General features: G+C 65.4%; 12 protein-coding genes. 11 read left to right on the forward strand and 1 reads right to left on the reverse strand.

The features are described 5' to 3' along the window. Positions 1 to 192: 192 nt before the first annotated feature. From ACSQ3Z_RS17580 to ACSQ3Z_RS17620, 9 genes are all read left to right on the forward strand, one after another. Positions 193 to 1,020 carry a helix-turn-helix domain-containing protein gene (locus ACSQ3Z_RS17580; protein ID WP_436172581.1) on the forward strand — a complete coding sequence of 276 codons (828 nt, stop codon included), beginning with the start codon at positions 193 to 195 and terminating at the stop codon, positions 1,018 to 1,020. Positions 1,021 to 1,133: 113 nt separating this feature from the next. Next, positions 1,134 to 1,577, forward strand: coding sequence for an SRPBCC family protein (locus ACSQ3Z_RS17585; RefSeq protein WP_436172582.1), 444 nt, complete (start codon positions 1,134 to 1,136; stop codon positions 1,575 to 1,577). Between the two features lie 30 nt (positions 1,578 to 1,607). Beyond that, entirely contained in the window at positions 1,608 to 2,402 is a 795-nt protein-coding gene (locus ACSQ3Z_RS17590) for an FAD binding domain-containing protein (protein ID WP_436172583.1), read from the forward strand. Positions 2,403 to 2,461: 59 nt separating this feature from the next. Next, the gene (locus ACSQ3Z_RS17595) at positions 2,462 to 2,944 is read left to right on the forward strand and encodes a (2Fe-2S)-binding protein (RefSeq protein ID WP_436172584.1); all 483 of its coding nucleotides are present in this window, start codon (positions 2,462 to 2,464) and stop codon (positions 2,942 to 2,944) included. A gap of 10 nt (positions 2,945 to 2,954) precedes the next feature. Continuing rightward, positions 2,955 to 4,322 (forward strand): xanthine dehydrogenase family protein molybdopterin-binding subunit, encoded by a 1,368-nt coding sequence (locus tag ACSQ3Z_RS17600; RefSeq protein ID WP_436172585.1) that lies wholly within the window; start codon positions 2,955 to 2,957, stop codon positions 4,320 to 4,322. A gap of 1 nt (position 4,323) precedes the next feature. Then, a complete protein-coding gene (locus ACSQ3Z_RS17605; protein ID WP_436172586.1) occupies positions 4,324 to 5,328 on the forward strand; it encodes a xanthine dehydrogenase family protein molybdopterin-binding subunit in 1,005 nt (334 codons plus the stop codon). 8 nt (positions 5,329 to 5,336) lie between these two features. After that, positions 5,337 to 6,218 carry an AAA family ATPase gene (locus ACSQ3Z_RS17610; protein ID WP_436172587.1) on the forward strand — a complete coding sequence of 294 codons (882 nt, stop codon included), beginning with the start codon at positions 5,337 to 5,339 and terminating at the stop codon, positions 6,216 to 6,218. Positions 6,219 to 6,253: 35 nt separating this feature from the next. Next, positions 6,254 to 7,351 (forward strand): vWA domain-containing protein, encoded by a 1,098-nt coding sequence (locus ACSQ3Z_RS17615; RefSeq protein WP_436173926.1) that lies wholly within the window; start codon positions 6,254 to 6,256, stop codon positions 7,349 to 7,351. Continuing rightward, complete coding sequence (locus tag ACSQ3Z_RS17620) at positions 7,351 to 8,238, forward strand: amidohydrolase family protein (protein WP_436172588.1); 888 nt, start codon at positions 7,351 to 7,353, stop codon at positions 8,236 to 8,238. The genes ACSQ3Z_RS17615 and ACSQ3Z_RS17620 overlap by 1 nt, the downstream gene beginning before the upstream one ends. A 101-nt stretch (positions 8,239 to 8,339) precedes the next feature. Here ACSQ3Z_RS17620 and ACSQ3Z_RS17625 read toward each other — a convergent pair whose 3' ends face one another. After that, positions 8,340 to 9,773, reverse strand: coding sequence for a DHA2 family efflux MFS transporter permease subunit (locus ACSQ3Z_RS17625; protein ID WP_436172589.1), 1,434 nt, complete (start codon positions 9,771 to 9,773; stop codon positions 8,340 to 8,342). Positions 9,774 to 9,888: 115 nt separating this feature from the next. Here ACSQ3Z_RS17625 and ACSQ3Z_RS17630 point away from each other — a divergent pair, with 115 nt between their 5' ends. Both ACSQ3Z_RS17630 and ACSQ3Z_RS17635 read left to right on the forward strand, forming a co-directional pair. Beyond that, positions 9,889 to 10,890, forward strand: a complete 1,002-nt coding sequence (locus ACSQ3Z_RS17630; protein WP_436172590.1) for an ornithine cyclodeaminase family protein — start codon at positions 9,889 to 9,891, stop codon at positions 10,888 to 10,890. After that, positions 10,887 to 12,368: an HAL/PAL/TAL family ammonia-lyase gene (locus ACSQ3Z_RS17635; RefSeq protein WP_436172591.1), complete on the forward strand. Its 1,482-nt coding sequence runs from the start codon at positions 10,887 to 10,889 to the stop codon at positions 12,366 to 12,368. The genes ACSQ3Z_RS17630 and ACSQ3Z_RS17635 overlap by 4 nt, the downstream gene beginning before the upstream one ends. Positions 12,369 to 12,382 lie beyond the last annotated feature (14 nt).

Raw genomic sequence — 12,382 nt, forward strand, 5'->3', positions numbered from 1 at the left:
CCACTTTTCGGGATCATGCTCTTGCTCCTGGCCGTCATTCCCATCCGGCCCTATCGCTCAGTCTGAAAATCCGCCGCCACGAACCAAGGCAGGCTGGACCCGCCGTGCCCGCGCCTTGACGCAGGCACGGCGTCCGCCGCACTATCCCCCTGCAGGCGAAGGGAGGCCAGTCGCCTGCGGGAGGATATACCCATGACGGAAGCGATCAGGCTCTACTGGGGCCGGTTCGGACATGTTTCTGTCCTGAATGTCGCCAATGACTTCGTCACCCATGCCCATGTCGAGGCCCATCTCATCATCTGGCTGGAAGGCACGGCCGGCGAGATGACCATCGGCCGCGAGACGGTGCGGCTCGGCCCGACCACCGCCGCCGGCATCAACTCCTTCCAGCCGCACAGCCATGCTCTGTCCCACGACGGCAGGCCAGGCCTGTTCCTTGCCTTCTACATCGATCCCGACTGGGCCCGCCTGCGCCGCGACCTGCACTCGTCGGCACCGCTGTTCGCAAAGGCGGCGATCACGCTGGAGCCGTGGCTGCATCAGGCGGCGGCCAGCCTGCTCGATCACCTCAGCGACAATGAGAGCATCGACGACGTCGCCAACTACGAGATCGAGCGCTTCATCGACAGCGTGCTCGACGCCGCCGATGCCTCAGCTCCGCTAGTGTCGCGCGGCCGCGTCAACACCATGCAGGATTTCCGTGTCCGCAAAGCGATCCAGCTGATGAAGGCCAATGTCTGCGAGCGCATCTGCTTCGACGACGTCGCGCGCAGCGTCGGCCTGTCGCGGCCGCATTTCTTCGCCCTGTTCAAGGAACAGACCAATCTGACGCCCAACGTCTACTGGAACACGCTGCGCATGGAGGAAGCGGTGCGGCAATTGCAGTGGTCGGAGGCGCCGCTGATCTCGGTCGCCTGCAATCTCGGCTTCACCACCCAGGGCAATTTCTCGCGCTTCTTCCGCGACCATGTCGGCGTCCCGCCGACGCTCTACCGCGAGGCCGCGCGGGCAGCGGCCTGAACCGGGCGGGCCCTTTTTCAGACTATTTGATACGCGCTCAAGACGCATTGATAAGCACTGCCGGGCGCACCGCCCTACCCTTGATGCAGATGTGTTCGCAAGGGAACGAGCTTATGGCCAAGGTCACCATATCCAGCGTCATCGACGCGCCGGTCGAAAAGGTCTGGGCGCGGATACGCGACTTCAACGGCCTGCCTAGCTGGCACCCGCGCATGGTCGAAAGCCATATTGAGGACGGCAAGGACGCAAGCGCGATCGGCTGCGTGCGCAATTTCCAGCTCGTCAGCGGCGCTCGCATCCGTGAAAAGCTGCTCGATTTTTCCGACCAGAATTTCCTCGTCAGCTATTCTATCCTCGAAACGCCGCAGCCGATCACCAACCACAAGGCGACGCTGCAGTTGCGGCGCGTCACCGACGGCGATCGCACCTATGCCGAATGGACGGCGAGCTTCGACGCGGCTCTGGAAGAGGCCGACAAGCTCGCCGAAGGCATGGGCGCCAACGTTTTCCAGGGCGGCTTCAATGCCCTGAAGACCCACTTCGCCGGGCAAGGCTGAATTGAACTGGGCTGAAACAAGGAGCGTGCCATGGCGCTTACCCTCCAGACGTTCTCGGCGGTGAAGGATGCCAATGCAGCGCTGATGGCCGCCGGCACGCGCTATCTCGGCGGTGGCACGCTGGTCGTGCGCGCGGCGAATGAAGGCGATGTTTCCGTGTCCAGCCTTGTCCGCGTCACGGAACCCTCCCTGTCGGCGATTACCGCTTCCGGTGGCGAGGTGCGGCTCGGCGCCTCGGTTACCATGGCGGCGATTGCCCGCGATCCGGACCTCGCACAGCTTGCACCTGCCGCCCGCGCCGTCGGCGGTCCTGCGATCCGCAACATGGCGACCGTCGGCGGCAATCTGTTCGCGCCGGCGCCTTATGGCGACTTCACCGTCGCGCTGCTTGCGCTGGATGCCATTATTGTCACCGAAGACAGCGAGGTGCCGATCCAGACCTTCTTGGCCGGGCGCGACACCAGCCGCGCCATCGTCACCGGGGTCACCTTCGTTTTGCCCCGCGCGGAGAGCTTCCGCTTTCTCAAAGTGTCGCGGGTCAAGCCGAAAGGGGTTTCGGTGCTGAGCATCGCCACGCATCTGCAACGGACGGCCGACGGCACGGTGACGTCCGTACGGATCGCCCTTGGCTGCATGGCCGACCGGCCGATGCGCGCCAGGGCGGCCGAGAAGGCGCTGCTCGGCTGCAAATTGACTGCCGAGGAGATCGCGCCGACACTCGCCGTCGCCGCCGAAGGCACGTCGCCGATCACCGATCCGATCGCCAGCGCCTGGTATCGCACGCAAGTCCTGCCAGTCCATCTCGGCCGGCTGCTGCTTGGCTAATCACTGTCGGGGGGCGCGCGCTTGCCCGATGGTTCGGGCAGGCGCGCTGGGAGGAAAAAATGGCAAAGGTCCCGGTTCAGTTCACGCTCAACGGCTCGGAAAAGGCCGAATTCGTCGACAGCGGCACGACGCTGCTCCACGCGCTGAGAGATAAGATCGGCGACACCTCACCGAAAGGCGGTTGCCATCAGGGCACCTGCGGCGCCTGCTCGGTCATCATTGACGGCGAACTCCGGCTCTCTTGCCTGACGCTGGCAGAAACCTGCAATGGCGCCGACATCCGGACGACGTCCGGCCTCGCCGAAGGCGGTGTGTTGCATCCGCTGCAGCGCGCCTTCCTCGATGCCTTCGCCACGCAATGCGGCTTCTGCACGCCGGGCATGATCATGGCCGCCAAGGTGCTGCTCGACCACACGCCCAACCCCAGCCGCGAGGAAGTGGTCGAGGCATTGTCGGGCAACATCTGCCGCTGCACCGGCTACGAGCCGATTATCCAGGCGGTGCTGACCGCCGCGCGCGCCAATTCGCAGAACGCGGCCTGAGGGAAGCAAAATGGAACTGCGCAAGAGCTATTTCGCCGATGTCCGCAAGGACGGCCTCAACGAGATCGGCCAGCCCCGGCCGCGGCTCGATTCCCCTGGTCATGTCACCGGCAAGACCGCCTATTTCGCCGATCGCAACTTTCCCGGCATGCTGCACCTAAAGATGGTGCGCAGCCCGCACCATCACGCCCGCATCCGCTCCATCGACACCTCGGAAGCCGAAAAGCATCCGGGCGTGGTGAAGATCCTCACCGCCAAGGATGTGCCGCACAATGTCTACACCATCCTGATCCTGATCCAGATCGGCCCCGAGGACGAAACCGTGCTCGCCGACGGCAAGGTGCGCTGGAAGGGCGAGGCCGTGGTGGCGGTGCTGGCCGAGACCGAGCGCGCCGCGCAGGAGGCAGCCGCCAAGGTCAAGGTCGACTACGAGGTGCTGCCGGCCGTGTTCGACATGGAGGAGGCGCTGAAACCTGGCGCGCCGATCGTCAACGAGTATCATGGCCAGAACCACTACCTCTACGACAGCGGTGAATGCCGCAAGGTGCGCTTCGGCGATGTCGAGGCTGGCTTCGCCGGAGCCGATCACATCCTCGAACAGAGCTACCAGTCTTCGCCGATCGAGCACGCGCCGACCGAGACGACGGGCTGCGTGGTGGTGCCCGAGAGCAACGACCGCTTCACCTGCTACACCAACACGCAGGCGATGTTCTTCACCCTCGACAACGCTTCGATCATCCTGCAGATGCCGGGCAGCAAATTGCATTTCGTCGGCGGCACGGTCGGCGGTGGTTTCGGCGGCAAGGTCGACGTCATCGTCGAGCCGATCGCCATCCTCGGTGCTAAACTAACCGGACGCCCGGTCTGTTTCATCTACAGTCGCGAGGAAGAGATGCAGATCTCCTCGCCGCGCGCCGCCGAGAAGGTCGTCATCAAGGACGGCGTCATGAAGGATGGCCGCATCGTCGCCCGCAAGGTGACCGGCTATACCGATGCCGGCGCCTATTCGCGCCATTCACCCTATGGCGCGCAGAAGGGCGCCGCCCACTATCCCGGCCCTTATACGATCCCCAACGTCTGGATCGACACCTATTGCGTCTACACCAACCGCACCCCCTCCTCCGCCATGCGCGGCTTCGGCGTCACCATCGGTGACTTCGCGCTGGAGGTGCAGATGGACAAGCTGGCGCGGCTGATCGGCATGGATCCGCTCGAATTCCGCTTCATCAACGCCTATCGCGACGGCGACATGAAGGCGCATCGCCAGCCGACCGAGGGCGCTGCGCTGATCGAATGCATGCAGGAAGCCTCGCGCGCCGCCAACTGGCCAGTGGCGGAGAAGTACATGGCCATGTCCTCCTACACGAAGGGAGCTTGAGATGGCGATCAGGCGCGGACGCGGCGTCGCCGCGATCAACTATCCGACCGGCATGAACCTCGGCGGCGACCCGACCCAGGCGCTGGTGCATTCGACGCCGACCGGCAATTTCATGGTGACGCTGTCCTCAGTCGATCTCGGCCAGGGCATGAAGCAGATCATGGCGCAGATCTGCGCCGAGACCATCGGCGTGCCGACCGACCGCGTCATCGTCGACACCGCCGACACCGACACCGGCCCGCACTGCATGGGCACCTTCGCCTCGCGCGGCACCCACCGCGCCGGCAATGCCGTTATCCAGGCCGCCAAGGAAGCCCGCCAGGTGATGCTGGAGGTGGCGGCCGAAGAGCTTGAGGTCAACGCCACCGACCTCGAGACAGACGGCCAGGGCAACATCCTGGTCAAGGGCGCGCCGCAGAAGTCGATCTCGATCTTCGACGTCGCGCTGTCGGCGCATTTCAAGCGCGGCCGCTCGATCTCCGGCCGCGGCATGTTTTTGATCCCGCGCTCCTATCCGGAGAAAGAGACCGGCGCGATGAAGCCGTCGACCTGCTACGCGCATGCCTGCACGGTGGCCGAGGTCGAGGTCGACGACGAGACCGGCGAAGTCACCGTGCTGACAGTCAAGAACATCTTCGAGATCGGCCGCGCACTGAACCCGAAAATGGTCGAGCAGCAATTGGTCGGCGGTTCGTGGATGGGCATCAGCCACGCGCTCTATGAGACCACCGAGCCCTATTATCCGAACCGCGACCATGGCGGCACCGACTTCAACCAGTATCTGATGCCGGGGCCGGGCGATCTTGCCGAAACCGAGATCATCGTGCTGGAACGGCCGTCGGCCGACGGACCGTTTGGCGCCAAGGGGCCGGGCGAGATGTGCGCCAATCCGCAAATCCCGGCCGTGGCCAATGCCGTCTTCGACGCCGTTGGCGTGCGCATTGACACGCTGCCGATCACGCCGGAGCGCATCCTGCGGGCGCTCAAGGCGCAGGCCGCGGGCTGAGGGTCGAAATGCCTGATCCAAGCGCCGAGACTGTCGCGCCCTCGCCCGAGGCGGTGGCATCGCGGCTCGCCGCCTCGCGCTACCTGGCCGATGACAGCCTGGCGACCGCCATCTTCCTGGCGATCCGGCTGGGCAAGCCGCTGCTGCTCGAAGGCGCACCCGGCGTCGGCAAGACGGAGGCGGCAAAGGCGATCGCCGAACTGCTTGGCCGCGAACTGGTGCGGCTGCAATGCTATGAGGGCATCGACGCCGCGCATGCGCTCTACGAGTGGAACTACCAGCGCCAGTTGCTCGCCATCCGCCATGCCGGCGAGCACGAGATCGACATCTATGACGACCGTTTTTTGATCGCCCGGCCGCTGCTGCAGGTGCTGCGGGCGCCCAACAAGCGCGTGCTGCTGGTCGACGAGATCGATCGCTCCGACCATGAATTCGAGGCCCTGCTGCTCGAATTCCTCTCCGATTTCCAGATCAGCATCCCCGAGCGCGGCACCATCCGCGCCGCCACGCAGCCGATCGTCATCCTGACCTCCAACCGCACTCGCGAGCTTGCCGAAGCGCTGCGCCGGCGCTGTGTCTACCACTGGATCGGCTATCCCGACGCCGCGCGCGAGGCCGAGATCATCATGCTGCGCGCCGGCGACGTGGCAGAGGCGACTGCGCAGGCCGTGGCCAACGCCGTGCAGTCGATCCGCGCCCGCCCCTTGGCGAAGCCCCCTGGCATCGCCGAAGCGGTCGAATGGGCCAATGCCGCCACCATCCTCGAAAAGGGCGGCAGCCCGTGGCCCGAAGCCTTCCGCCGCGCCATCGGCGTGCTGATCAAGGACGAGGAGGACCTGTCTGCGATAGCACCGGAGCTTGGCCGGATCGTCGAGGAGGCGCTGGCGTGAGACCCGCCGCGAACTTATCCCGCGCCGCGGAACCCATGCTCGGCTTCGGCCGGTTGCTGCGCCACTGCGGCTTTGCCATCGCGCCGGAGCAGATCTCCAGCTTCATGCAGGCGGTGACGCTGCTCGGGCCGCGCTCGATGGCCGATATTCGCGAGGCAGCATTGGCCACGCTTGCCCCCTCGCCCGACCGCCGCGCCGAATTCGAGGCGCATTTTCGCAGCTATTTCTATGGCGACGTCCGCCCTTCGATCGACGGCGAAAACGACGAAGAAACCCGCATCAAGGATGATCGCGGCATGCGCGAGAAGGAGAACCAGACCGCCCTCCAGGAGAAAGGCGGCGAACTTTCCTCGGAGATCGAACAGTTGAGCAGCCGCGACTTCCAGCGTGACAGCGACAGCCTCGCCCTCTTCCGCCGCAAGCTCGCCTCCGCCTTGCCCGCCCGCCGTTCCTTCCGCACCGTACGCACCCGTTCGCGCGGCACGCTCGACCTGCGCCGGTCGCTGAGTGAAATCGTCAGTGCCGATGGCGACATCCCTTCGCCGCTGCTGCGCCGCCGCCAGACCGTGCCGCGCAAGCTGCTGCTTTTGATCGATGTCTCCGGCTCGATGAAACTCCACACGGCGGACTATCTCAAACTGGCGCACGCGGCAGTCCAGGGCGCGGGCCGCGCTGAGATCTTCACCTTCGGCACGCGGCTGACCCGCATCACCGGGGCGCTACGCATCCGCGACCGCGACCAGGCGCTGGCCCGGGCGGCAGCGCAGGTCGACGACTGGGACGGAGGCACCCGCATGGGACCGACGCTGCTCGCCTTCCTCTCGGTGCCGCGCTTTTCCGCTTTTGCGCGCGGGGCGGCGGTAGTCATCCTGTCGGACGCACTGGAGCGTGGCGATCACGCCGATCTCGAAACCGCCATGCGTCGGTTGAGCGCCCGGGCCTTCCGACTTTCGCTGGCAACGCCACTCGCCGGCGATGCGCGCTTCCGCCCGGCGACGGCGGCACTGCGCGCTATCCTGCCGGTGCTCGATGACCTGGTCGATGGCTCATCGGTGAAAAACCTCACCAATTTCATCCTGTCGCTCGCCCGCCCTGCCCCGACGGCCGCGGCAATCTGGAAGAGGGTCTCGTGATGCAGAAAGCGATCGACGCGCATTTCCACATCTGGCGCCAAAAGGACCTGCCCTGGCTGGTCGGACCGATGGTGCCGCGCATCTTCGGCCCCTATGAACCGATCCGCCGCGACTACCCGATCGAGGAATTCTTGGCCGACCAGCAAGGCGCCGGCGTCGAGAAGGCCATCTATGTCCAGACCAACTGGGCGAAGGAAGACTTCGAAAACGAGGTCGCCTTCCTGCAGAAGACTGCGGACGATACCGGCTGGCCGCATGCCATCGTCGGTTACGCCGACATGACGGTGGACGATGTCCGCCATCAGATCGACCGGTTGAAAAAATATCTGCTGCTGCGCGGCGTGCGCATGCAGTTGCACTGGCACGAAACGCCGGCCTTCCGCTTCGCCGCTTCGGCCGACCAGGTCATCGACCCCAAGGTGCGGGCAAATGTGGCGCGGCTGAAAGACTATGGCCTGTCCTTCGACCTGCAGCTTTTCCCGGCACAGATGAAGGACGGGCTGACACTGGTCGGCGAGAACCCGGAGACGAATTTCATTCTCACCCATGCCGGCATGCTGACCGGCATGGAACCGGAAACCACGGAGGCCTGGAAGGCCGGCCTGCGCACTCTGTCCGCCGCGCCGAATTTCTACGCCAAGCTCTCCGGCCTCGGCACCTTCGTCCACCGCAACGACCCGGCGCTGATCGGCTACATCGTCGACAATGCGATCGATATCCTTGGCTCGGACCACCTGATGTTCGGCTCGAACTTTCCGGTCGAGAAACTCTGGACCAGCCACGCCGAACTGATCAAGGCGCACCGCGCAGCAGTAGCGAAACATGGCGCGGGGGCAGAGGCGGATATCTTCTGGAACACGGCTGAGCGGGTGTATCGGCCGGTGTGAGCGCGACGCCTTACCTTCTCCCCTTGTGGGGCCCGAAGGGCGGGCGAGTCACTTCAATCGGGAACCGAGATTTATGTCTGCGCCGGTGCGAAAATTCGACGTCAATTCTCCAGCGCATGGCCCGAAACTTCGGCGCCAGCACTGCGCGGCAATGCCAGGAAACGGAACGCGGCCACCAGCCCGATCATGCCGATCGCGAGGAAGGCTATCCGGAAGTCGACGAGATCGAGTTCCGGTCGGCCTCTGGCGATCTGTGACAAATTGAGGATCGCCGCCGCGACCGCGACGCCAAACAGCATCGCCACCTGCTGCAGCATGCTGGACAGTGTCGCCGCGGAACTGCGCTGCGCGGCCGCGATGTCGGCGAAGGCCAGCGTGTTGAGCGCGGTGAACTGCATGGAGCGCGACAGGCCGGCGATCAGCATCAGCGCCACCACCAGCGCCTGCGGCGTCTGCGGCGAGATCGCCGCGCAGGCGATGATCGACAGAGAGGCGACCACGCCGTTGACGACCATCACCGAGCGAAAACCGAAGCGTCTCAGCGTCGGTGTCGTCACCGCCTTCATGCCGAGATTGCCGAGGAAATAGGCGAGGATCATCATGCCGGCATCGATCGGGCTGAGGCCGAAGCCGACCTGGAACAGCAGCGGCAGCAGGAACGGCGTGGCGTTGATCGCCACCCGGAAGATGGTGCCGGCCGATAGTGTCGAGAGGGCGAAGGTCAGCACCTTGAACGACGAAAGGTCGAGCAGCGGATGCGGCGTACGCAACAGGTGGCGCACAGCCAGCCAGCCGACCAGCATGCCAAGGGCGAGCAGCATCACGGTCGGCAAGACGCCATCTTCCGCATGCGCGATGCGTTCGAGACCGTAGAGCAGGCATGCGAGCCCCGCCGACGTCAGGAAAAAGCCCGGCCAGTCGAGCGGCTTGGGGTCGGCTTCGCGGTCGCCCGGAACGAAGCGGGCGACCAGCACCAGGCCGGCCAGCCCAAGCGGAATGTTGATGAAGAAGTTCCAGTGCCAGGAGAGCGCAGTGGTGATGAAGCCGCCAAGCACCGGCCCGACCACCGGTGCAAACAGCGCCGGCCAGGTGATCAGCGCGGTGGCGTTGAGCAATTCCGATTTGGAGGCGTTGCGCAGCACCAGGATGCGGCCGACCGGCGTCATCAATGCACTGCCGAGGCCCTGCACCGCGCGCGCAGCGACGAATTCGGTCAAATTCTCCGAGAAGCCGCAGGCGATCGAGGCCAGCGTGAACAGCGCTATCGCCACAAGGAAGATGTTGCGCGCCCCGAAACCGTCTGCCAGCCAGCCGGACAACGGCACGAACACCGCCATGGTCAGCATGTAGACGGTGATGCCGATGCTCATCGCCACCGCCGGCACGCCGAAGCTGGCTCCCATCTGCGGCAGCGAGGTCGAGATGATCGTCGAATCCAGCAGCTGCATGAAGAAGGCGATGGCGACGATCAGCGCCACACGCCGCGAATTCGTGGCCGCTTTTGGCGAAACTTCACTTTCGGGGATGGCAGTCATGACGAACCGGTTTGAACAGCATTTGGCCGACTGCGTCCAGATATCGACTAACAAACTTTCGTGTCGCCTCGCCGCCTGCTATGCATGAAGGGGGCTCCCCGGGGACTACGCACGCATGAAGCCCATCTATATCGACTACCTCAACGCCCTCGACATCGAGGCGCTTGCCATGACCGATGCCGAAATCATCGGCGCGGTCGAGGCCGGGCTTGTCGCCCAGGGCAACGGCCAGACGGTGATCGAGCCGCGTGTCCATCTCGAGCCCGACCCGTCCTTCCATGGCCATTTCAATGTTCTGCGCGGCTACGTCGCGCCGCTCGACGCGGCCGGCGTCAAGATCGTCGGCGACTATGTCGACAACTACAAGCACGGCCTGCCCTCGGAGTTCGGTATCCTGAACCTGTTCGATCCGCGCACCGGCACGCCGCGCGCGATCCTGGACGCCACCGTCATCACCGACATGCGCACCGGCGCGATCACCGCCATCGGCGCGAAACATCTGGCGAAGAAGACATCGAAGGTGCTCGCCCATATCGGCGCGCGCGGCACCGCTTACTGGAACGTGCGCCTGCTCGATCATCTCTTCGACTTCAACGAGATCCGCGTCCATTCGCGCAGGCCCGAAAGCCGCGACGGCTTTGCCGCCAAACTGGCGGCCGACCTTGGCAAGCCGGTCACGGCGGTGGCCGACTGGAAGACCTGCGTGGAAGGTGCCGACATCGTCGTCGAAGCCTCGCGGCTGCCGGAACCGCAACCGCTGCTCAAGACCGAATGGATCAAGCGTGGCGCGCTGGTCGTACCCTACGGCACGATGAGCGCAGTGGAGCTGTCGCTGACCGACATCATGCAGAAGATCGTCGTCGACGACTGGGGTCAGTGCAAGGGCGGCAAGTTCGGTTCGCTCCGCGCCCATGTCGAGACGGGAAGGCTGAGCGAGCAGACGCTGCATGCCGAGCTCGGCCAGATCGCCGCCGGGCTGAAAGCCGGACGCCAGAGCGACGGCGAGACGATCCTGTTCTGGCATCGCGGCCTGTCGCTCTCCGACATCGCGCTCGGCAAGGCGATGTTGGCCAAGGCCCAGGCGCAAGGCATCGGCCAAAGGTTGCGTTTCGCATGAGCCCGCTCGTTCTCACCGGCGCCGGCGTCAGCATCGAGGACGTCGCATCCGTCGCCCGCGAGGGATGCAAGGTGGAGGTCACGCCCACCGTCCTGGAGCGGCTGGTCAAGGCGCGCAAGGTGCTCGATGACGCAGCGGCCGCCGGCCAGCAGATCTACGGTCTCAACACCGGGCTCGGCGCCAATCTCGGCACGTCGGTCAGCGGCGACGCCAGCGCCTTCCAGCGCCAGCTCCTCGATGGCCGCAGCGGTGCGGTCGGCGAGCCTTTGCCCTTCGAAACCGTGCGCGCCGTCATGTTTGCCCGGGTGGCGATGCTTGCGGCGGGCGGCTCCGGCCTGTCGCCGCATGTTTTCGTGGCCTTGCTCGACGCGCTCAATGCCGGTGTCCATCCGGTCATGCCGTCGCTGGCTTCGATCGGCACTGGCGATCTGGTGCTCATGGCAGCACTCGGCCGCATGCTGATCGGCGAAGGCGAAGCCGACTATCAGGGCCGACGCATGCCCTCGGCCAAGGCGCTGATGATGGCGCGCCTCGCCCCCGTCAGCCTGGCGCCCAAGGACGGGCTGTCGCTGATCAATGCCTCGGCCGTCTCCACCGGCAGCAGCGCGCTGGCGCTCACCGACGCGCTCTCCGCCTTCGCGCAACAGCAGCAGGCCGGCGCGCTGACCATGGAAGGCATCGGCGCCAACCACACCATCCTCGATCCGCGCCTGCATCTGGCACGGCCTGCCGCCTGCCAGCAGCTGGCGGCAAAAGGCCTGCGCGAACTGCTTGCCCGCCACGAGCCCCCCGCGCCGACGACCTTGCAGGATCCACTGTCGATCCGCTGCATGCCGTCGATCCACGGCGCGTTGATCCAGGCGATCGATCACGCGCGGCTGGCGACCGAGATCGAGCTCAATTCGGCTGCCGACAATCCGCTGGTGCTGGGCGAAGACGAACTTGTGCTGTCGACCGGCAATTTCCACACCGCGTCGCTGGCATTGGCCTTCGAGACGCTGGGCCTGGCGATCGCTCAAAGTGCGGCGGCCTGCGCCGCCCGCTTCATCCAGCTTACCGGCTCGGGCCGCAACGGCCTGCCCAAATATCTCTCGCCGCTCGGCGGCGCCTCGGCCGGCTTCGTGCCGTTGCAAAAGACGGTGGCGGCGATCCTGGCCGCCATCCGTCACAAGGCCAATCCGGTGATGCTGGACTTTCTGCCTGTGTCGGAAGGCGTCGAGGACCATGCCACGCAAACTCTGCTGGCCGTTTCGAAATGCGCCGACATGATCGCGCTGTGGCGGCGGTTGATTGCCTTCGAACTGATAGCCGCCGCACAGGCGATAGACCTGCGCGATGGGCTGACTTTGACGCCGGCCACCGGCGTGATCCATGCGGCGGTGCGCGCGCACGTGCCGAAACTCACCGAAGACAGGCCGCTCGGCGTCGAGGCCGAGGCGCTCTACGCCGCGCTCGCCAAGGGCGGTTGGCAGGCGTAACTGCGGCCAGTGAG

This window comes from Mesorhizobium sp. LjNodule214 (assembly GCF_964252735.1).
Classification (GTDB): Bacteria; Pseudomonadota; Alphaproteobacteria; order Rhizobiales; family Rhizobiaceae; genus Mesorhizobium.